Source organism: Flavobacterium sp. AK-345, from assembly GCF_058310175.1.
Map to the genome: position 1 here is coordinate 69,337 of NZ_JBZEER010000015.1, position 22,824 is coordinate 92,160.

11 protein-coding genes are annotated in these 22,824 nt (G+C 36.2%); 3 read left to right on the top strand and 8 right to left on the bottom strand.

Annotation, left to right across the window (positions count from 1 at the left end):
- Positions 1 to 12: 12 nt before the first annotated feature.
- Positions 13 to 1,383 (bottom strand): glycoside hydrolase family 28 protein, encoded by a 1,371-nt coding sequence (locus AC4FQ3_RS20510; protein WP_491183092.1) that lies wholly within the window; start codon positions 1,381 to 1,383, stop codon positions 13 to 15.
- A gap of 269 nt (positions 1,384 to 1,652) precedes the next feature.
- On the opposite strand from AC4FQ3_RS20510, the gene AC4FQ3_RS20515 reads away from it, so the two are divergent.
- Both AC4FQ3_RS20515 and AC4FQ3_RS20520 read left to right on the top strand, forming a co-directional pair.
- On the top strand, positions 1,653 to 2,984 hold the full coding sequence (locus AC4FQ3_RS20515; protein ID WP_491183093.1) for a rhamnogalacturonan acetylesterase: 1,332 nt from the start codon (positions 1,653 to 1,655) through the stop codon (positions 2,982 to 2,984).
- Between the two features lie 21 nt (positions 2,985 to 3,005).
- A complete protein-coding gene (locus tag AC4FQ3_RS20520; protein WP_491183094.1) occupies positions 3,006 to 5,861 on the top strand; it encodes a glycoside hydrolase family 2 protein in 2,856 nt (951 codons plus the stop codon).
- Positions 5,862 to 6,057: 196 nt separating this feature from the next.
- On the opposite strand, the gene AC4FQ3_RS20525 is transcribed toward AC4FQ3_RS20520, so the two are convergent.
- The 4 genes from AC4FQ3_RS20525 to AC4FQ3_RS20540 form a co-directional block, all read right to left on the bottom strand.
- Positions 6,058 to 7,395 (bottom strand): glycoside hydrolase family 88/105 protein, encoded by a 1,338-nt coding sequence (locus tag AC4FQ3_RS20525; RefSeq protein ID WP_491183095.1) that lies wholly within the window; start codon positions 7,393 to 7,395, stop codon positions 6,058 to 6,060.
- 151 nt (positions 7,396 to 7,546) lie between these two features.
- Positions 7,547 to 7,876 carry an L-rhamnose mutarotase gene (rhaM, locus tag AC4FQ3_RS20530; protein WP_491183096.1) on the bottom strand — a complete coding sequence of 110 codons (330 nt, stop codon included), beginning with the start codon at positions 7,874 to 7,876 and terminating at the stop codon, positions 7,547 to 7,549.
- Between the two features lie 259 nt (positions 7,877 to 8,135).
- Positions 8,136 to 10,079, bottom strand: a complete 1,944-nt coding sequence (locus AC4FQ3_RS20535) for a RagB/SusD family nutrient uptake outer membrane protein (RefSeq protein ID WP_491183097.1) — start codon at positions 10,077 to 10,079, stop codon at positions 8,136 to 8,138.
- Positions 10,080 to 10,098: 19 nt separating this feature from the next.
- Positions 10,099 to 13,236 (bottom strand): SusC/RagA family TonB-linked outer membrane protein, encoded by a 3,138-nt coding sequence (locus tag AC4FQ3_RS20540; RefSeq protein WP_491183098.1) that lies wholly within the window; start codon positions 13,234 to 13,236, stop codon positions 10,099 to 10,101.
- A gap of 419 nt (positions 13,237 to 13,655) precedes the next feature.
- Between AC4FQ3_RS20540 and AC4FQ3_RS20545 the strand changes: the two genes are divergently transcribed.
- Positions 13,656 to 14,612 carry a glycoside hydrolase family 43 protein gene (locus AC4FQ3_RS20545; protein WP_491183099.1) on the top strand — a complete coding sequence of 319 codons (957 nt, stop codon included), beginning with the start codon at positions 13,656 to 13,658 and terminating at the stop codon, positions 14,610 to 14,612.
- A 47-nt stretch (positions 14,613 to 14,659) separates the two neighbouring features.
- Here AC4FQ3_RS20545 and AC4FQ3_RS20550 read toward each other — a convergent pair whose 3' ends face one another.
- From AC4FQ3_RS20550 to AC4FQ3_RS20560, 3 genes are all read right to left on the bottom strand, one after another.
- Positions 14,660 to 16,510, bottom strand: coding sequence for a rhamnogalacturonan lyase (locus tag AC4FQ3_RS20550; RefSeq protein WP_491183100.1), 1,851 nt, complete (start codon positions 16,508 to 16,510; stop codon positions 14,660 to 14,662).
- Positions 16,511 to 16,749: 239 nt separating this feature from the next.
- Positions 16,750 to 18,873 carry a hypothetical protein gene (locus AC4FQ3_RS20555; RefSeq protein WP_491183101.1) on the bottom strand — a complete coding sequence of 708 codons (2,124 nt, stop codon included), beginning with the start codon at positions 18,871 to 18,873 and terminating at the stop codon, positions 16,750 to 16,752.
- 244 nt (positions 18,874 to 19,117) lie between these two features.
- Positions 19,118 to 22,537 carry a DUF4450 domain-containing protein gene (locus AC4FQ3_RS20560; RefSeq protein WP_491183102.1) on the bottom strand — a complete coding sequence of 1,140 codons (3,420 nt, stop codon included), beginning with the start codon at positions 22,535 to 22,537 and terminating at the stop codon, positions 19,118 to 19,120.
- Positions 22,538 to 22,824: the final 287 nt, after the last annotated feature.

Here is a 22,824-nt window from a genome sequence, read left to right on the forward strand (position 1 = left end):
GATATGATAGAATCAATCCTTCCTTTCAAAATTCACCACATTTTCATGAATATCCTTTTCTCCTGAAACATTCTCAGCCTTAATATTCTTAAGAAAAACATTCTCAACCGGAAGTTCTTTTTGCCCTAAAATTCTTGAAATAAACTTTACGTTTGTTGCTTTTATATTTTCCAGATAGACATTTTTTATTGGCGTCAATTTTCGTTCGATTGTGGGCACTAAATTTCTCCATTGATACATCACATCCGTCTCAATTCCCAGAATTCCTTCGTCGATTTTACCGCATGTAATGTTACTCATATAAATATTGTTGACATATCCGCCGCGGCGTTCATTCGTTTTGATGAAAAGAAGATGATTCAGTTTTGCGCCATCCACGACAGTGCAATTATCGATGAAAACATTTTCTATTCCGCCGGAAAGTTCGCTTCCAATGGCTACCAATTGATGTCCGTTTTTAACGATACAATTTCGCATGACAACGTTTTTTGAAGGCGTGTTCAGTCGCCACGCATCCTGATTACTTCCAGATTTTATGGCAATTGCATCATCACCCTGATCAAAAACACAATTTTCAATTAGTACATTCTGGCTCATTTCAGGATCAACGCCGTCATTGTTATGTCCGTGTGCGTAAACTTTTAGATTTCTCAGGACAACATCTTTAGATAAAAAAGGATGAATCGTCCAAAACGGACTATTGGTAATTGTAACGCCATCCATTACAATATTCTCACAGCGATTGAACTGAATAAACTGAGGTCGAAAATGCGCCGAATCGTTTACCATTTGGCGTTCTTTCAAAGGTTTGTTGTAAGAAGCCAAATAATACAATCGTTTTAAACTTTCCATGTGCCCTTTTGGTCGTTTAAACCATTCTTTCCAGATATCCATTTTTGCCTTTAATTCGCCTTCTCCCGTAATGGCAATATTTTTACATTGGTACGCATAAACCAACGGCGAATAATTATAACATTCATATCCTTCCCAAGTCGAAGAAACGGCAGGCAAATAATCATTTGGATCTTCTGAGAAAAGTAAAACCGCTCCTTTCTTTAAATGAAGGTTAACATTGCTCTTAAAATGGATTTTTTTCGTAATCCATTCGCCTTCAGGAATCACGACAATTCCGCCTCCAGCTTTATTTGCTTTTGTGATCGCTTTATTTATGGCATCAGATATTTTGTCCTTATTTCCTTTTATAGCTCCGAAATCTACAATCGAATATTCTTTGCAATTACTGAAATCCGGAATTTTAATTGCCGGCATCTCAAAAGGAGCTTTTACAACAACTTCTTTTAGCGTTACGCCTGATTGATTTTTCTTAAATGACAAAAAAATAAGCGAAACTAAAAGAGCAGAAACAAATAGTATTTTCTTCATGATAAGTAGTTTTTTAATGGATTTATTCAAAAAATATTCAACAAAATCAAAAACGCATTCATCTAAGTAAAGTAAGAAAATACCAAAAACAAAACCATCCTGCACTATCCTTTTATAATCAATAAAAATTTATTATTTTTTCAAACAATCGATTTCATTTTAACATATTTAATAATTATCACATTCTTAATTTAACATCATAGTACAGGATACTTTATCAAAAATGAACGATTAGATTTGAATAACAAACCCATTAAAATTTTACAAAAGTGGCAAAAATCACAACCTTATTTCTTTGTTTTTTTTCCTGGACTTTTGTCTTTGCTGCGTCTTCGAATGGCAATTTGAATGATACTATTAAAAACAGAAAATCTGTATGGTTTGATTTTGGAACTTCTGTAAAAAACTCAAAAGGAACCATAATCAATACTGCTTTGGTTTACGATCCAAATATGGGGTATGGCTTTGATTTTAATACGGTTTCAAACATCAAAATGGATCCCAATTCTTTTTCAACAAAAAAACCAACTTACTTTTCTGTGAAACTTCCCGAAGGAAATTATGAGGTGGAAGTTGTTATGGGAAATTCCGAAAAAGAATCAAACATCACTATAAAAGCAGAATCGAGAAGATTAATGCTCAATCAGCTTGACATTAAAAAAGGAAAATCGGTTACAAAGATTTTTAATGTTAATATCAGAACTCCCAAAATAGATGACAATCAAAACATTACATTAAAAGATCGCGAAAAAGACATTTTCGATTGGGATAATAAACTCACGCTTGAATTTTTGGGTGAAGTTTCGATTCAAAGTATAAAAATTACTTTAAAAGATAATCTGACTGTTGTTTATCTGGCGGGAGATTCTACGGTTACCGATCAGGATGTTGAGCCTTGGGCTTCGTGGGGTCAATTTGTTACGAATTATTTTGACACAAATATTGTTGTCGCAAATTATGCATATTCAGGTTCTTCTTTGAGTTCTTTTAAAAATTCAAACCGATTGAAAAAGATCCTTTTACAAATAAAAAAAGGCGATTATTTGTTTGTGGAATTTGGTCATAACGACGAAAAAATAAAAGGCGCAGGAAATGGTGCGTGGGAATCTTATTCTGATTTATTGACTGAATTTGTTCACGCTGCAAAAGAGAAAGGTGCGATTCCGGTTTTGGTAACACCTACACAACGTCGGTTTTTTAATGAAAATGGAACTTTAAAAGAAACACACGGCGATTTTCCTGCCGCCATGCGCGCTGTGGCTCAAAAAAATAATGTTGCGCTTATTGACATTACAAAATTAACGACTGAACTTTACGAAACCTGGGGCGATGAAGTTTCCAGAAAAGCTTTTGTACAATATCCCGCCAATACTTTTCCGGGACAGGAAAAAGCGTTGGATGACAATACACACTTTAATAGTTTTGGAGCAAACGAAATTGCGCTTTGCGTGCTTCAAGGAATTCGAGAACTTGATATTCCTTTGAAAAAAAATATCAAAAAAGAAATTTCAAATTACAATCCTAAAAAACCAAATTACATTTCAAGCTGGACTTTACCTATGAGTAACCGCTTTGAAATCACTAAACCAGATGGTAATTAACTATCAAATAATAAAACTATTATGCTGCTAAAAAATACATTTAAAAATATTGTTCTTGCTACGTTTTCACTTGTTTTAAGTCAAACCTCAATCGCTCAGCAAACGGATAAAATTTACCTTTCGGGAAAAGATTTTGAGCATCCTGTACAATGGGATTTTTATTGTACGGGCGGAAATAACAGCCAGAAATGGTCTAAAATAAATGTTCCGTCGCAATGGGAATTAGAAGGTTTTGGCGAATATACGTATGGTCGCTGGTACAAAGAACTAAACCAAAAAGAGCCCAGTAAAGAAGAAGGTTTATATAAATATGAATTTGAAATTCCGGCAAATTATAAAGATAAAGATGTCGTAATTACCTTTGGTGGCGCGATGACGGATACAGAAGTAAAAATCAACGGAAAACTGGCCGGAGCGATTCATCAGGGTGGATTTTATGAATTTAAATATGATATTTCGTCTTTATTGAAATTTGGCTCTAAAAATATTTTAGAAGTTCATGTTTGGAAACATTCTGCCAATAAATCAGTTAACGCGGCAGAACGTCGTGCAGATTGGTGGCTTTTTGGTGGAATTTATCGTCCGGTTTGGCTCGAAGTTTCTCCTAAAACTCATATTGAACATATTGCGGTTAATCCGAAAATGGACGGTTCAATTACGGTTGATCTGAATTTGAAAAACATTCCGAAAAACACGGTTTTGGAAGCGACGCTGAAAGGTTTAAAGGACGAAAATTTCGAAACTTTTACTTTTCCGCTTAAAGCGAAAACTATAAGAGAATCCATATCTGCAAAATGGAAAAACATTAAACCGTGGAATCCGGAAAATCCTAATTTATATGATTTACAACTTGTTTTAAAACAAAACCAAACTGTGCTTCATCAATATAATAAACGCATTGGTTTTAGAACTTTAGAATTTAAAAAACAAGACGGGATTTATGTAAACGGAACAAAAATAATAATGAAAGGAATTAACCGTCATTCTTTTTGGCCGGAAGGCGGAAGAAGTACGAGCAAGCGAATCAGTGAATTAGACGGAAAATTATTAAAGGATATGAATATGAATGCGGTTCGCGGGCATTATCCTCCAGACGAACATTTTCTGGAAGTTTGTGATTCTCTTGGGCTTTTTGTTTTGAATGAATTAGCGGGCTGGCAAAATTCTTATGATACGGAAACGGGAACTAAATTAGTGACGGAAATGGTGACACGAGATGTCAATCATCCATCGGTAATTATTTGGGATAATGGTAATGAAGGTGGCTGGAATTATGATGTCGACAAAGTTTTTACCGAAAATGATCCGCAGAAAAGAATTGTGATTCATCCGTGGGCTGATTTTAATGGTTGGGACACCCACCACTACCCGACTTATTTGACTGGGATGCATCGTTTTAATGGGGGTGAAAATGTATTTTTTCCAACGGAATTTATGCACGGAACTTACGACAATGGTCACGGAGCGGCTCTGGAAGATTTTTGGAATCGGTATAAAGAAAGTCCGCTATTTGCCGGAGGATTTATGTGGGCGATGCTCGACGAAGCCGTAAAACGCTCTGACTGGACAGGAGATGTAAAATTTGATTCGAAAGGTTCGCTTGCCGCGGATGGAATTCTTGGACCTCATCGTGAAAGAGAAGGCAGTTATTATACGGTAAAAGAAGTCTGGGCGCCGATTCAGTTTCTGCCAAAACAGGTTACATCAGCTTTTGACGGTTCGTTTTTAATTTCTAATGATTATCTTTTTAGCAATTTGAATTCCTGCAAAATGGAATTTAAAATATTAAAATCAGAAAAAAATATTCTTTATACGGATGGAACTTCAAAGGAAATTGGTTCCGGAAAAATCGAAATTCCAAGTATTGATCCGGGTGAAACGCGTAAAATACAATTTGCTGTTCCTAAAACTTTTGCTGATGGCGATGTTTTGTCTATCTCTGCTTTTGATCAATTCAATAAAGAAATTTATACCTGGACATGGCCCATTCACAAAGCAAAATATTATGCTGCTAAATTTTTGGCGGTTCAAAATACCAAAACAAAAGCAACGGTTATAAAAACAGGAAATGAAATCATTTTAAAAGGAAATGATGTCACGATTATTTTGGATGCTTTGACGGGAGAAATCTCTTCTATAAAAAATAAAACGGCAACAATTCCGCTTACAAATGGCCCGCGACCAATTGGAATGAAAGCTAAACTAAAAGACATTCAGGTTTCGCAAGAAGGTGAAAAAGCCATTTGTACCGTAAATTATTCCGGTGGTTTATCTTCCATTAAATGGATTATGGAACCTGACGGAAGATTCAAAATGGAATTAATTGCTTTGAAAAATGCGTCTGGAGGTGAAGGTTTTGACGGTGCTTTTTTTGAAGATAAAATCAGCGCTTTCGGAATCACATTTAGTTTTCCTGAAAAAGAAGTTACAGGCATTAAATGGTTTGGAAGAGGTCCGTATCACGTCTGGAAAAACCGAATTAAAGGAACAACATACGGCATTTGGGAAAAAGCCTATAACAATACAATAACGGGCGAAAGTTTCGAGAATTTGGTTTATCCTGAATTTAAAGGGTATCATGCTAATGTTCTGGCCGCTAATTTAAAAGCGGGAACCTCATCGTTTAAATTTTTCAGCGAATCTGATAATTTATTCCTAAGGTTATTTACACCTGATTTACCTAAAAATGGTTTTCAGGGAAGTTATCCGCAACCGCCATTTCCAGATGGTGATATTTCGTTTATGTATGAAATTCCTGCGATGCGGGATTTTAAACCTCTAGAACAACAAGGACCACAAAGTCAGCCAACTAATATTCGTATTAAAAGCGGCGATGATGGGATTAAAATGAACTTGTGGTTTGATTTTAGAGAATAAGGCTCGAAGGTTTTTTGCCACGAAGGCACTAAGGCACAAAGGTTTTTTTAAACTTTTGTTTACAAGTTTTGTGTGTTATTTTATTTCGTTTTCCAGGGATTAAAATCCCTGGCTACAATATAAATCGTTCCTCCGGAACTTTCTTCAATAACAAAACATATCTCTAAAATCATTATTTAAAAATAACCTTTGCGCCTTAGTGCCTTTGCGGCAAAACCTGTATTGAACTATCATTAATTTCAAACTGCGTGTTTTTCAAAAGCAAAATCATTTCGGCTCCGGCTAATAAAACGGGACCGTAACCGTGGGCCGCATATAAATTTACGGGACGGTAATAATAAAATGCAGGATCAAAACCCATTCCGGTTCCTACGCAGGTTCCTTCTACCTGACCTTTTGCATTTACTTTTGAAGCTACTGCATTCCACGCTAGAACAACTGCGGTCGTGTAAGCAAGTTTGTCGACATAACCACGATTAATGGCTCTGGCAATGGCGTAAGTGTATATGGCTGTCGCCGAAGTTTCTAAGTAGGTATCATTTCTATCTAATAATTGATGCCAAAAACCGGTTCCGTCCTGATATTGCAATAAACCTGCAATGTGTTTTTGAAGCTGTGCTAAAACCTGCGGATATCCGGGATGATTTTTTGGTAAAACTTCTAATAATTCTACCATTGTCATCACTGCCCAGCCATTGGCTCTGGCCCAATGAAACTCAGGATGAACCTGCATAGATTCTACCCAGCCATGCATATAAATTCCTTTTTGAGAATTGAACATTCTTTGAGAAAACTGATTGACCTGCTTTACGGCATCGTCGTAATATTTTACATCGCCTGTATAACTGCCCATTTGCGCAAGCGCGGGTACGCTCATAAACATATCATCTAACCAAAGTGTGTTGTCCTGCGGACGGTTTCTGGCGAGTGTTCCGTCTTTTAAGCGAAATTCCTTCTCGCTTATGTATTGAATAAAATTATTGATTACAGGATCGACATTGGCATTAGTTCCTGCTTTTTTGGCTTTTATAAATGCGACACACAAAGCACCCACATCGTCTAAAGCTCTTGGATTTAAAACGGTATGTACGGGAGAATCTTTTAGGTTTTCCGTTTTATAATTTTCTGCGACATCTGCAATGAGTTTTATACGCCTATTTGTATAATCTGAATATTGTTTGTTTCCGGTTGCTTCGGCTGCTAAAAGCATTCCTGCATAGGTTACACCCCATTCATAACTTGTTAATCGAAATGCTCCGGGTGCAAATTTGATTTTTCCTTTTACTTTTTTAAAATCTTTTATTTCTGAATTATCACTGGCATTTATAACTTTTGAAGCTGTATTTTCTTCGAGAAAAACATAAACTCTATTCAATACATTTTCGATATTGTTTTTTTCAGGAATTGCATACGGCGTTACATAATCGGGCTGCATTAAATGCAATGGCGTAGTTACGTCGTTTGTTTGGGCATTTATAGAAAAACATATTCCGAAAGTGAATACTGTTATTATTTTGGCTGGTTTATACTTCATAATTGTAGTTGGTTAAAAACCTGAGTTCGATTATTAATAAATTGACTTCTAGTTTCATTTTTTTAGATTATCCTGCAAAGTTTTTTCAACCTTGTAGGTTTAAATATATTAGCATACCTACAAGGTTGAAAAAACCTTTTTTAATGATTATTTAATCTAAATGGAAAACTTCTTTTAATGAAACGGCAACTGGCGAATTATCCGGGTTGGTTTCCATAATATCAGCCATATAGACCCACCACGTTTTTACTATTGGATGATTGGGCAAATACTTCTGATCAAAATCGGGGCTAATTTTCTGGACTGCAAAAAGTATCAGGGTTTCTTCATCTAAAAAAATACTATAATCCTGAATTCCCGTTTCTGAAAGTAGTTTTACCAATTCCGGCCAAATTTCGTCATGCCTTTTTTTATATTCTGCTTCAAAACCAGGCTTTAATTTCATTTTAAAAGCATTTCGAATTGTTGCGTTGTTTTGCATATTCTAATGTATTGTGAAGTTATTAAAACAAACACGAATTTCATTAATTTACACAAATCTAGATGGTTAAATTAATTTCACAAACTAGTAATTCGTGACAATTCGTGAAATTCGTGTTTGAATAGTATTAATTAGAAATCAACACTAATTTCACTAATTAGCACAAATCTGTTTGGTAACTTTGCTTGTGAAATTATTTCACAAACCATAATTTGTGAAAATTCGTGAAATTCGTGTTTGAAATTCGTGTTCAATAAATCTAGTATCCAGGGTTCTGCATGGCATCTTTTTCTGAGGCGGTCAACGGTCTTCCGTTTGCATAAACTCCATCAAGGAAAGTTTGCGGAATAGGACGCAGTTGATGGAAATCCTGAATATTTGGATTCGCTTCAATATTGTAGGCTTTTGCTCTGGCTATCAAAGTTTTGGTTCTGCTTAAATCTTCCCAACGGTGAAATTCTCCACAAAGTTCTCTGGTGCGTTCGTTTAAGATTAAACACAGCATTCGGTCATAATCACCTGCATATCCTAATTTTAAAATTACCGCCTGATCTTCTAAAGGCAAAGCTCCAATACTGGTAATTGCCAAACTTGTTGCAGCTGTTGAAACAGGAATGTTATTTGACTCATAATACGAATTTTCAGGAACAAAAGAAATCGGAATTCCTGCCTGACCTGTCGTTGTATAGGCTGCAGAACCATCTGTATAAGCAGCACGATTTTCTCCCGCTTTGTATTGGGCACGAGTTCTTACGGCGTTGATATAAGGTAATGCATCCGAAAATGTAGCGCCGCCTATTTGTGCCAAACGTATTTTTGCCTCTGCTGCCTGCAAATAGGTTTCTGCAGAACGCGCTAAAATAATATCACGCGAGCCTTTTGTATTACTCAAATCGATTCTGTTTCCATCTAAATGTTTGCTTAAAGACGGAAATCTTACATCGGCCATCAAACCAATATTGTCTGCGGCATAGGCTACATAAACACTCGGAACTGTTTTTCCGGTTTTTACATCAACTATGGCATCTGTATTTTTAGTTTTTGCAAAACGGGTATCACCTGCATTATTAACGATATACATGATTCCTAAATCACCATTATTATAGTAAGTTCCGGATTTGTTGTTGACAATGCTTTTAGTTTGAAAACTTTTCCAGAAACGGGAATCGTTTACATGATCATAAACATCATATACAAAATAAGTTGGCGCTAAACGGCTAAAAGGTCTTCCTCCGGCTAGATTACGTCGCATTTGCGGAAGCTGATCATAAGTTGAAAGAAAATGCAAATGCTGCTGATTTCCTCCTGTAGTTAATGTACTGGCATTAAATTGGGCTGATAAAATTAACTCCGGAAGTTTTTCATTTGCTCCATCTGCAACAGTATAATTCCATAACTCCCCAAAATTTGAAGCCAATGGATGATGTGCAATTACTTCATCTGATAAAGTTACCACTTGCTGTAAATCTGTGAGTTTTGTGGCCGAATTCCAGGTATCATTTATTTCACTGGCACGTGTTAAATAGGCTTTTGCCAAATAATGTGCTGCGGCATCTTTTGTAATTTTTGCCGGGGCCCCTGCATTACTCAATAAATTATAAGCTTGTGTAAAATCTGCAATTACCTGTTCTAAAACTTGTTGTGGGGTTGCTCTGGTAAATTCTAATTCAACTGTAGAACTTGTGGTTAATTTTAAAGGAACACCTCCATATTGATTTACTAATTTTAAATAATTAAAAGCTCTTAAAAAATAGCCTTCGCCTAAAGCTGTTTTTTTAATTGCATCGTTGGTTGATGCAATTGCTGTTGCTGATTCTATTAGTTGATTGGCATTCCCGATTCCGATATATAAATTATCCCAATTGGTATTTGCAGCAACTGTATTGGCATTAGAAACAGTTACAAATGCCTTAAATCCTGAAGAATACGAATTCCAGATCCAATTGGATGGATCTCCTCCCGCATGAAATTCATCTGTTCCTGATTCTGTTGCCGTAAGCGGAATTTCTGTTGCAAATTCTGCAGCAAATACCTGATAATAAGTTCCAATTGCCAAAGCCTGAATTCCGGCTTCGGTTTTATAATAATCCTGAGTATATGCTGTAGTTAATTCTTCGTCAAGAAAATCTTTGTTGCATGAACTGCTTAAAAGTAAAACAGTAACAAGCATCAAACTGATATATTGTTTTTTATAATTTTTCATAATGATTTTTTTAGTTTAATTAGAATTCTACATTTAAACCTAAAGTCACACCTCTGTTTGAAGCTGTTGTCTGCGTATCCAGATCTGTCCATTTAACTTTGGAGAAAATCATTCCCGGATTTGTCGCCTGACAGTATAATTTCATTTTAGAAATTCCCAGTTTTTGTATTAAATCTTTATCAAAATGATAGCCTAAAGAAATGTTTCTCATTTTTAAGAATGCTCCATTTCGATAGCCTAAAACAGGAAAATAAGGATCTCCTGTTCCAGCAGAATAAATTGGTTTTTGATACTCTGCATTTGTATTGTTATCTGTGTAATAATTAATGGCTCTCTGACTGCCTTTTGCGCCTTCGTTTTCTCCCAAAGTATCATACAAGTAACCCATTCGACCGTAAACAAAGAAAGATAATTCGACATTTTTGTACACGAAAGTATTGGTTAAACCCACAATATATTTTGGATCTTTTGAACCGATAATAACACGGTCATTATTAGCATCAATTTTATAATCTCCATTTTGATCAACAGGTCTGGCATTTCCAAATGAAAAAATATTCGAACCTGCTGCGGTATTAAATTTTGCCATTTCTACTGCATCTTCAGGTTTCCATATTCCGTTTGAAGCAAAACCGTAAATTACATTTTGCGATTCTCCAATAAATAAATTGTTGTTGATATCATCAAATTTTCCATTTTGAAGCGATACAATTTTACTTTGCTGATACGATCCGCTAAAATTAGAACTCCATTCAAAATCTTTTAAAGTTACATTTACAGTATTCAACGTAAGTTCGACCCCGTTTCCTTCTGTTTCACCAACATTTTGATAAGTATCTTTTACACCAAGAGTAGTAGGAACACTGCTTTTTAATAACAAATCTGTGGTTTTACTGGTGTAATAATCTAAAGCACCTGAAATCCTGTTATTAAACATAGAAAAATCAATTCCGTAATTAAACTGCGAAGTCTGCTCCCAGCCCAATTGCAAATTTCCAAAAGAAGTATTATTAGTAACACCGGATCCGTTTGGATAAACGATTCCTATTAAAGGCGGCTGAGTTGCATATGCAGGAACTGCAGCATTACCGGTAACACCATAACCTACTCTCATTTTTAATTGGTTAAGCCAGGTTACATTTTCCAGAAATTTTTCTTTGTTGATCACCCACGCTACAGAAGCACTCGGAAAAAAGGCCCATCTTTTGTCTGGAGCTAATTGAGAAGCCCCATCAAAACGACCAGAAGCTGTTAGCAAATATTTGTCGTCATAACCGTAATTCACTCTTCCCATGTAGGATAACAAACCTGTATCGGTTAAACCGGAAGAATAACCTGCAAGCGTAACATTAGCAGGATTTAAGGCATTCCATTTGTTGGCAGGATTTTTTATATCATTCGCAGACATTGAACTTTGCTCATTGTGATATTCTGTCTGGCTCATTAACAAAGTAGCTCCGAAGTTATGATTGCCTACTGCTTTGTTGTAAAAAATCAGATTGTCCAGCGTGTACGAAATTGATCTTTCATTGTATAAAGAAGCAAAACTTGTTCCGGAACGAATGGCCGATTTCCCATCTAAATAAACGCCATCACGATAAGATGTAATATCGGGACCAAAATTAATTCGGTATTTTAAACCATCCAGTTTAGAGGAAAAAGCACCTAAATCCAACTGTGCATATAAACTACCAAAAGCACGTAATGAAACACGCTGATCCTGAGAATATTTATCTTCATCAACAGGAGTTCTTATTGTAGAATCTCCTCCGGGATTATCAATTCGTACTCCGTTATTGTCATATGGAACTGCATATGGAAGATTTGTACGGGCTGTAGCATAAATTCCAGTAGTAGTTGTAACGGCAGTTCTACCCACATTTGATTGCCCGTATTCATTAACGCCATAACTTGTGTTAAGACTTACTCCCATCTGGAACCATTTTGTTGGCGTTATATCAACACTTGCTGTACCACTATAACGCACGTAGCCCTGCCCTTTTAATGTTCCGGTATTATTGAGATATCCAAAAGAACCGTAGGCTTTCATTTTTTCTGTTCCGCCGCTTACGCCAATGGTATGCTGTTGTGTAATTCCGGTTCGGGTTACAAATTTTGTCCAGTCTGTAGTTCCTACTTTTGAGCCATCCCAGGTTGCGGTTAAATTTCCGTCGGCATCTTTCCATCCTTTTTCAATATTGGCCCACGCAGAAGGATCGGCGGAAGCCAGAAAAATTAATTTGTCATTTTCAATTGTTGGTGCATCTCCTTTTGGAAAAGCACCGGGATTGGAATAATACCTTCCCCAACGGCGAAATTCGATATATTCTGCCGAATTCATCATGGGTGCATTTTCATGAATGGTTTCGAACATGATCGAAGTATCATAATTTAAAGTAAATCTTCCGTTTTTACCTTTTTTTGTCGTTACAATAATAACTCCGTTTGCACCACGTGAACCATAAATAGCAGTCGCAGAAGCATCTTTTAAAACATCAATCGTTTCAATATCTGTAGGATTCAAAAAATCGATTCCACCTGAATTCGGATCCACACTAATTTTCCCTGTACTTGAATCGGTAATTAATCTTGAATTTAACGGAATACCATCGACCACGTAAAGCGGGGCATTGGATGCGGAAATAGAACGTGCTCCACGAATAGTAACCGTTCCAACCGTACCCGGACGCTCATTTGTCGTAATATCTACTCCGGCTGCTTTTCCTTGCATTGCCTGTACCGCATTTACAACGGGCCTTGAAGCGATTTCCTCAGCTCCTACACTTACAATCGACCCCGTAAGATCCTTTTTCTTTTTTACACCATAACCAACGACAACAACTTCTTCGAGAGAATTATCCTCTTCCTTAAGGACAACATTGTAAACATTTGAATTTCCAACAGTGATTTCCTGTTTTTTAAAACCAATAAAACTGTAAACAAGAACAGCACCCGATGCAACACTTATGGAATAACTTCCATCCATATCTGTACTTACGCCATTCGGGGTTCCTTTAATGAGGACATTAACTCCCGGAACAGGCAATCCGGTTCCGTCTGTAATTGTACCTTTAACTACTTTGTTCTGTGCAAAAGCTGATGCATGAAGGAGTGCAATCAAAGCTATCGCCAGCAGAAAACTTAATTTGTTTTTCATAAAAGTTAATTTGGTTAATTAATAGTTAGCTACTCAAATTTATCCAGAAGTAATTTTCTTACCATCCTGTAGTATCCTGTTAGTTTTCAATGTATTACAACATATAATTAAGATTTTTTTAACCAAAATAATCGTCAACTACTTGATTTTCAATAAACAAGAAAGCAAACAAAACAAAATAGTAATATCAAAACAAAATGATATTTTAATTATAGATATGATATTTTTATTTATAAAAAATTATCAAATAAAAATACGATCACCTAAATTGGTAGTTATTTTGTATTTGTAAAAATTTACACAACAAAATACACGCTTATGATTTAAATTTTAAACAAAAATGGTTTTGCAGGATGGGATTTTTATCCATTAATTATACTTTTACTAATGAAGAAAAATACCTTTGAAAATCATTTTTTATGAAGAAATCAAGCGCATTAAAAAATCTAAAAACCGTATTGTTTTTTATTTGTTTTTGGATGACAATTCCGGTGGAATCTCAGCATAAAACTCCCGACGGATATCTATTTACTTATTTTAAAGGAAATGGTGAAGACGGATTGCATTTGGCCTACAGCGAAGATGGTTATAAATGGATTGCTTTAAAAAACGATACGTCATTTTTGACTCCCGAAGTTGGTAAAGATAAACTGATGCGAGATCCCTGCGCGATTAAAGGTGGCGATGGCCTATATCATATGGTCTGGACGGTGAGCTGGACAGATAAGGGAATTGGTTATGCTTCTTCTAAAGATTTGATTCATTGGTCGAAACAAGAGTTTATTCCTGTAATGTCTCACGAAGAAAAAACCCGAAATACATGGGCGCCGGAGATTACTTATGATGAAAAATCGAAAACTTATATGATATATTGGGCATCAACAATTGATGGAAAATTTCCCGAAACAAAATCAGAAGAAGAAAAAGGATACAACCACCGAATTTATTATACAACAACTAAAGATTTTAAAAAGTATTCTAAAACAAAATTGCTTTACGAACCCGGATTTAATGTAATAGATGCTACGATTGTAAAACAAGATCAGGAATTTGTGATGTTTTTAAAAGATGAAACCCGAAATCCGGTACAGAAGAATATCAAAATTGCCCGAAGCAAAAACCTAACGGGACCTTACAGCAAAGCAAGCGAACCCATTACAGGAAATTATTGGGCAGAAGGACCAACAGCAATTAAAATTGATAATAACTGGATTGTTTATTTTGACAAGTATACTTTGAAGAAATACGGTGCTGTAAAAGAAACTTCAAATGGCTGGGAAGATATTTCGGAACAAATTAGTTTTCCCGAAGGAACACGCCACGGAACAGTTATTAAAGTTTCTGCCAATGAAATTAATACTTTGAAAAAACAATAAATAATAATTTAAAAAAGCGTTTCGATTTAACACGGAACGCTTTTCATTTATTTCTTAACTGGCACTAAAACAATATTAGGTTTTGGTGCGGGTTTCATGTCTTTTCCCATATAAAAACTCGTATGTGGCGGCTGGTTGTAACCCACATTTTGCCATGCAATACTCAACCTGTATTGCGGATCGTGCATCAAGGTATATTGTCTGATTTCGGTTGGAATTGTGGTGGAGTAAATTCGTAATTCTTTATTATCTTCAGATCTTAAAATCAATTCTTCCCGCCAATCGCCCAAAATATCAGCAGAAAGCGCCGGAGTCGATTTTGTCCCGTTATTGGAAGCTGCGCCCGTTGCTGTAAACAATCTGCCAACATTGTATTTATCAATATAATTAGCATTCAAAAGTTCTCTGGAAGAATCGCCATCCCAATAAATTAAAAAATTAGTTGATGTTGGCGCTTTTCCAATCGGCTTGCCTTTTATATCATGCAAATCAGGAGATCCAGACCACCAGCATTGCGCTCCTTTTCGGGTTGGATCAATATTATCGGCAACGCCACGGCCAACATCTTCGTTTGGAGAATCTGTAAATAAAACTTTGCCATCTGCAGCAGAAAACAAAGTAACTCCCGGACCTGTTGTTCCGTTTTCAATTTCATGAATTCCAAATGCTTCCAAACCCGGAATATTAGGATCAAGATCAGAAACATGCAATGCATCACCGTGTCTAAAACCAGTGGTGTACAAACCTTTTCCATCGTCATCCACGCACATTGCGCCGTAAATAATTTCATCTTTTCCGTCGTTATCAACATCAGCAACCGTTAGTCCGTGATTTCCCATTCCGGAATACGGATTCTCGGCATCTTTGCTATCAAAAACCCATCTCGAAGTGAGTTTGTTATTTTTAAAATCCCAGGCTGCCAAAACCGTTCTTCCGTAATAACCGCGACACATTACCACGCTCGGATGAACGCCGTCTAAATACGCAACACAAGCCGTAAAACGATCAATTCTATTTCCTTTTGTATCATTTCCTCCGCTGCCTCCTCTTCCGCCCCAGCCTGCGAGATCACCTCTTTCTGCAATATAATTTACAGTTGTAATCAGTTTTCCGTTTCTTCCATTAAAAACTGAAAGATATTCAGGGCCTTTTAGAATTTTACCATAAGTTGGCGATTTTTCATCCCGATCAACCCAATCTTTTGATGCATCGCCTACTACATTATTTGTACTGTCTGTTGTTCCGTCGGCAGTTTTGCAAACCAATTCAGAAATCCCGTCACCATCCAAGTCATACACCATAAACTGTGTATAATGTGCGCCTTCGCGGATGTTTTTCCCTAAATTTATTTCCCATAAAAATTTCCCATCCAGAGTATAGGCCTGAAATATAGGCGGATCTGTAATTCCGGTATGCGAGTTATCATGCGCTTTTCCCGTCATGTGTACAATCAAATCGTAACGTCCGTCGCCGTCTAAATCTCCCACCGAAAGATCATTTGGGATATAACCTTCAACGGGTTTTAAAACAATTGACAAATACTCTTTATCCGGACTTTCGGCAGGAATTGTAAAACTTCCTTTTGCATCCGTTTCTTTTCCTTTTAAAACCGTTTTTACAAACCAGGTATTTTCTTCTTTAGGATTTGCTTTCGTATCAATAAAATTTGTCGCTCCAAGAATTGGTTTTTCATTCAGTTTGATTGCTTTTTTTGTTCCGCTTTTTCGATATAAATTAAAAGCCAAATCATCTGTATCTGTTCCTAAAACCCGCCATCCTATAAAAAACTGATTGTTGCTTTTTACTGCGATTACGCCACGGTCAAGGTTTTCCATTTGTTTTTGTGCAAAAATGAAACCTGATGAAAGTAATAACAAGAGTAGAATTGTATTTTTCATAATTAGTTTTTTTTTGTTGGATTGTAATGGCACGCGGATGACGCGGGTTTAGGCAGATTGTCGCTGATTTTTTTTATTTTTTTTCGCTGTATTGTCATTTCGACAGAGGAGAAATCACATAACGTAACCACACAGTTCGTCGCTCTCTGGATGCGATTTCTCGTTCCTCGAAATGACAAAACAATAAAAAATCCGCGTTAACCCGTTTAAACCCGCGTCATCCGTGTGCCATTTCTCAATCAAAACATTTTCTTAAATCCCTCACTTTTTACTTTCCAGGTCCCATCTTTCGGAAATCCGGGATTTTCTTCAGTTGATCCATCCCAACCGGCGCACATCATAGCGACTGCAGTCAATAATCCGCCGTTTCCGGGAAGGTATAATGTTAGTCTTTCTGCCTGATAATTATGTCCGTTTTTTAAATACGTATTTGTTGTTACGTTCATAAAAAGGGCATCAATCGCTTTTTCCGGCATTTGCAAACGAGCCGCAGACATTGCCGTCATTGGGAAATCCCAACCCCAGGTTTTGTCCCACGACCATGTTTTCCAAACCAGATCAAACGTATTTTTCATGATTTTTTTATCTAATAGAGAGGTTTCAGGAAGCATTCCGAAAGTTCCCAATACCGATGGATGATCGGTTTTAAATTCTGGATTTGTGTATGAATCTGTCGCACTTTCCGTAGCCAGATAAACCTGATCTGAAACGGGTAATTTTGATAATTTAGCCAAAACAGTATCCCATTTTTCAGGTACTTTCTGATTTAGTTTTTTCTTCCATGCGATAGCAGTTTTCAAAGCCCAATTCCAATACGCCAATTCATAAGTTGGGTTAAAAGTTTCCATCGCCTTAAAGCGTTCTTGAGCCGGAATCACGCCAGGTCCCAAAACATAGCGATCATTTTTAGCATCATAATTAGCAAACGAAGCCATAAAATCTGCCGTAGCAAAAACGCGTTCGCTATACAAAATCAATGTTTTATTTGTTGGATTTGCTCTGTATATTAATTCGGCATAAGTAATAAAATGGGGCTGTTGCCAAATTAAAAAAGAACCTACAGATGACGGACTTTCGTTTCCATCTGGATCAGTCATTTTTTGCCATCTTGCACCTTCAAAGCCTTGTCTTTTGGCTATGTTTTTTGCTTTGTCAAAAACCTTTTGATACCATGGCAAACTTCTTTCTAATAGTTCCGGTCTGTTCCAAAGTGCAAAATGAACACCGTGCCACCAATGCATCTCCAAATGCGGCTTTCCGTACCAACTGTTATACGTTAATCCTGTTTCCTGTGGTGGAACTTTTCCTGTGCATTGTACTTTAGTCAAATATTGCGAAAGAATAACCCGTCTTTCTAATTCATTAGCACGTTTATCTGTACTTCCCGAAAAATCTACAGCTGCTCCACTTTTCCATAATTGTTCCCAGCCTTTTATACTGCTATTTTCAATTTCTGCGAAAGAAGAATTTGCCACTTTTTTTTCTGCTAAAGCAAAAAGACAGCTCAATTCCAAAACATTCGTATTCGAAGCTTCAACAACAAAATAATGATCTGAGGTTTTTTTAATCTGCGCATTTCCTTTCCACATCAAATTAACATCATACGTAATACTGTCCATTACATGCGTTACAATAGCTTCATTTTTAGACTTTTCTACAAGAGTACTTTTATAATCCTGTTTTCCTTCCCATTGTGTTCCCATATCTGCCCAATCTCCAGTTGGAAACGGAATTCTTAAACTAATTTTCAAGCGTTTTTGCTGCAATAAATCTGATTTTACTTTTACACCAATTGCATCTTTTTCCTGATGAGAAGCTGTTAAAACCGTTACCGGAATGCCTTCCACTTCAAAATAACTTTCGATTTCTCCCGTCCATAAATTCAGTTTTTGAGCAATCGATTTGATGTCTTCGGGTTTTGCTGTGCTCCCGTCTTTTTTGGTAATTTCAAAACCTAAATTTCCTAATTGCAGTAAATGCGGATTTTGTCTGAACCAATTCACCGCTTCGACTCTTCTCGCCGGTTCTTTTATTTGAACGGTGTATGAAATATCTCTTCCGTATTGTTTATAATCTCGTAAAGTCTCTGAAAATTTATAATTATTGGTGTTTTTATAACTGTCCCAACCCCACTCTGACTGCGTTCCTAACGAGATTCCGTTTTGATATTTTTTCGGAAAAGTCTGCAAGCCTGTAGCATCAACAGTAAAAGCAAAAGCGCCATTACCTACAGTTAACGAAGCCAAAGTATCGATAGCGGTAATTTGAACATTGTGTCTGGTTACCAATGCTTTTCGGTCTATTTTTTGGGCAAATAATGAAGCCGAAAATAGAAATAGAGTTATTAATTGATATTTTTTCATTTGAATATAGGGTTAGTTTTGATAGTTTCAGGTTCTGATTTGCGGCAGCTTTGTCAAAGTTTAAAACTTTGACAAAGCTTTGACATGCATTATCTAATTAATAATTTATATATCGTCCCTCTGGGACTTTAATTCCTATGGGTAAAATGTTTCTATAAATATATTGCTCCTCTGGAGCTTTTTTTATCACTATCTAAGCTTTGTTAAAGTTAGCCACGCATTATCTAATTATCTCATTGACACATTATCTAATTAAAGTAACACTCATCAAACCAATCACAACATCATTTGCGATAGTTCTCAAAGTCAAACTTTTTAATGTTTTATTTTTATCCAAAGGCAAATCTAAAATTGTCCCCGCGCCTCCCTCAACTCCATAATTTGAGAAACCTTTTATGGCTTTAAAAGCTGCAAAATCTCTCGTAATTTCTCCTGTTTTTAAATATACTCTTGGCGGTTTTGGCGCGTCTGTTGTAAACGCCAATCCGTCAATAAAATAATCCTGTTCAATTGGCCACCAGTTTTCCGGATTTTTTAATTCTAAAATATCCGAAGTTCCATCGGTATAATTTATTTTTATTTCACCATTTACAATTCGGCTTTGCATTGGGTTTGTCGTTCCTGCCATCATAAAATAAGCGTGAGAAGCTTTTCCGTCAAGCGGAATAGCAATACTTTCGGGAAAATTATCCCACATCGAAGTGAAGATTATATTTTTTTGATTTTCATCAGAAGGCGTTTGAAACGGAATCCCGTTTGGAGTCGAGATTTGCCCGTTTGCTTTTGCTTTTTCGCGCAATCCTTTATCATCAATTTTTACCGAAACGTTTGGATAACACCAATTTCCAATTCCTTGTTTTGGTAATTGCAATGTTACCGTTTTTGGTCTTGGGGAAAGATATTCGTAATTAAAAATATCGGTTACTTTTGAATTGAAAAAGGATGAAAGCGAAATCGTTTCTGCACGTACCGATTTATCCAAAGGTTTATCCCAATCTGTGACTATTTCATTTGATTGTTCTTTTGCTTTTATGTTTAAGTGTATCGGTTCCCACCAAAAGAATTCTCCCTGTTTCAATTTTACAAAAAACATCTTATTTCCCTCTCCGTTTACGGTGGCATGAAGCATTTTTTCTTTATTCGAAATTTCTCCCAAAATAGATTGCGGATCATAAACAGAAAGGATTTGAGATTTAAAAACCAGCATATCCAGGTTTTCTCCTGAAGTATAAAATGGTTTTGGATGCATTTTTTCGATAGTACCTCCGCGCCAGTTAACAACCACATCATAAGTTTTAGCATACGGTGTTTCTATGATGATTTTGGGATTTTCTATTGTTTGAGGAGCAGCTCTGTAACTCGCTATTTTACCATTTACAGTAATACCCTGAATGTTTTCGAAAGGAGCGTTTACAACCAAACACAAATTCATTTGTGTTCCTAAACGATTCTCAATATGATACGTTTCTTTCTTATTTTCTCTTTTGAAAGAAAAAGTAATATCCGGAATTTCTAAAGAAGCTTCATTCCATTTTGAAGGAAAACCGGGTTTAATAGTTAAAACGCCTTTTAGAGCATCAGGCTGAATTCCATAAAGTCCTTCGACTAAAGTTCGCGACGCCATACCAATTGGATCTGCAAAATCGCGATATAATTCTCCACGGATCGCGTCCTGATACAACAACTGTTCAAAACCTCCCGGGGATGCGCCCAAATACATACTTTCAATCAAAACACTTTCCCACATTTTGTAAGCTTCTTCACTTTTTCCGCCTTGCCAAAAAGCCAATGAAGTATGCAATTGCTCGGCAAGAGCCACGTTATTAATCGACCAGGTATAAGGCTGCCAATTGGTTGTACTTATTACGTACAAATCTTTTTTATCCAATCCTTCTACTGAAATTGGAATATGCGGAATTTGTTTATCGACATAATTCAGCATTTGATAACTTTCAAAAGGATTTGATAATTCTGAATCGATCGTATGATAAATGCTCCAGATTCCGGGAACATCGTGTAATAATCTATTTCCGAGAGCATCTTTATATTCGGCAAAAATTCCTTTTTTGGGAATCCAAAGTTGATCGTTTGTGGCTTTTAAAATTTTGTCGGCTTCATTAGAAAATGGCTTTGTATCTGCGTTTACAATTTTGGCAACCTCAGCAACAGTTTTATTTGCATAATAATTATATGCCGAAGAATGAATCACGCCTCCACCGCTGTATTGCAGTGCATCGCTCGCCCAAATAGTTGCATATGCATCATAAAGTCCGTCATTATCAGCATCAAAATTTCGCTTTTCCCAGTTTAAATGCCTTTGAATTGTGGGCCACATTTCTTTCATAAAAGCAACGTCGCCCGTCCATTTAAAATGGCGCAACATCTGATCTATGAATACCAGATTCATATCATAATGATGCGCCAAAGTATTTTTATTTGGATTACGGCTAATATAACCGCTGCTAAACATCGAGGTTCCGATTTCTTCTTTTTGACGTGCGAGATTTTTTTCTTCATCAAAAACAACCGGACCACTTTCTGGCGATAAAACCTGCGAGTTGCTGTAGCTTGTAAAATGTGTTTTTGCCCTGTCATGCCATCCCAAAGGATCTGCAGTATAAGCACCACGCCAGGCATTTAGGTACATTCGCCATGCAATGGCACCATGAAGATATGCAGGACTTTCCCAAATTCCGTCGGCTGCAATTGAAAGCGCTGAACCTAGTGTATTAATATATGGATCAGGAGTTTCGACTTTAACTCTATTTGCTAAAGTCTGTGTTTCCTGAACTGATTTTTCGTAAAGTTCTGCTATTGTTTTTTGGGTAAAATTATCTTTTGAATCTTCTGATAAAAATAAAAAATATTGTGCTTTTTCATCAACTGAGTTTCTTTTTCCTGTAATAGCGGGCAATGATTCTGCAGTAGAATTAAACAATTCCAAGGGAGAATTTTGACTGTTCGCATTGGCTAAATGCATTTGAGATTCAGGAAAAAATCCGTTTATATTTTTATTATTTCCTGTTTTTTGTTTGTTGCTTTCTGAACCATATTCCAACAAAAATGACTCTTTTTTTAAAGTGTATTTATTGTTGGTGCAATATTCTGGTTTTAAATAAAAAACAGATTCAGGATCTGCGCCAATATCTCCATCACGACTGAACTTTTTACCTGTTGCGCCACCAAATGCCCAGATTAAATTGGTATTTTTTGATACGTTTTTACCGTAGACTTTTACAACAAAACCTTCTTTTTCTTTTAAAGCAACGACATCAATAAACAATTTTCCGGATCCTAAAACCGGATCCTGAATTTGATATTGCATTATTCCTAAAACATATTTTGTTTCAATTTTTGAAGCTTCGGTAATCCATTTATTCTCTTTTCCATTTGCTAAGCCAAATTTTAAATTCCCTCCCATTCCGGGCATGTACATTGCAAATTCCGGCAAATCTCCTGTTTCTACCCTAAATCCTGTATTTGAGCCATAAAGTGCTCTATTGAATTTTCGTGTACCATTTTTAAGCACAAAACTATTTCCGTCCGGCACATAGTGTATTTTTCGGGACGTTTGTTTTTCCTGACTAAAAGATAGCGTTGAACATAAGAAAAATGTGCAAATCAAAATTGGAGTGTAATGTATTTTAGTAATGGTAAGCTTCATGCACGATTGGGTGTTACTTATAATTAATCATCAACTAAATCCTAAATATTTGACAATTCAATTGCAATTTCTTTGTTTTTTTATGTTTTACCATCCTGTACCTACCTGATTTTTACAATTTAATAATTTATAATTCGATAATATTTTAACATCATAGCACAGGATAGTATATAAAAATGGAATAGTTAGTTTTGAAATAGTTTCAGGTTTCAGGTTTCAGGTTTCAGGTTTCAGGTTTCAGGTTTCAGGTTTCAGGTTTCAGGTTTCAGGTTTCAGGTTTCAGGTTT

Bases quoted from the DNA above. Each gene is read 5' to 3' on its own strand.
- AC4FQ3_RS20510 (WP_491183092.1), bottom strand. From the start codon at position 1,383: ATGAAGAAAATACTATTTGTTTCTGCTCTTTTAGTTTCGCTTATTTTT.
- AC4FQ3_RS20520 (WP_491183094.1), top strand. From the start codon at position 3,006: ATGCTGCTAAAAAATACATTTAAAAATATTGTTCTTGCTACGTTTTCA.
- AC4FQ3_RS20525 (WP_491183095.1), bottom strand. From the start codon at position 7,395: ATGAAGTATAAACCAGCCAAAATAATAACAGTATTCACTTTCGGAATA.
- rhaM (WP_491183096.1), bottom strand. From the start codon at position 7,876: ATGCAAAACAACGCAACAATTCGAAATGCTTTTAAAATGAAATTAAAG.
- AC4FQ3_RS20535 (WP_491183097.1), bottom strand. From the start codon at position 10,079: ATGAAAAATTATAAAAAACAATATATCAGTTTGATGCTTGTTACTGTT.
- AC4FQ3_RS20540 (WP_491183098.1), bottom strand. From the start codon at position 13,236: ATGAAAAACAAATTAAGTTTTCTGCTGGCGATAGCTTTGATTGCACTC.
- AC4FQ3_RS20545 (WP_491183099.1), top strand. From the start codon at position 13,656: ATGAAGAAATCAAGCGCATTAAAAAATCTAAAAACCGTATTGTTTTTT.
- AC4FQ3_RS20550 (WP_491183100.1), bottom strand. From the start codon at position 16,510: ATGAAAAATACAATTCTACTCTTGTTATTACTTTCATCAGGTTTCATT.
- AC4FQ3_RS20555 (WP_491183101.1), bottom strand. From the start codon at position 18,873: ATGAAAAAATATCAATTAATAACTCTATTTCTATTTTCGGCTTCATTA.
- AC4FQ3_RS20560 (WP_491183102.1), bottom strand. From the start codon at position 22,537: ATGAAGCTTACCATTACTAAAATACATTACACTCCAATTTTGATTTGC.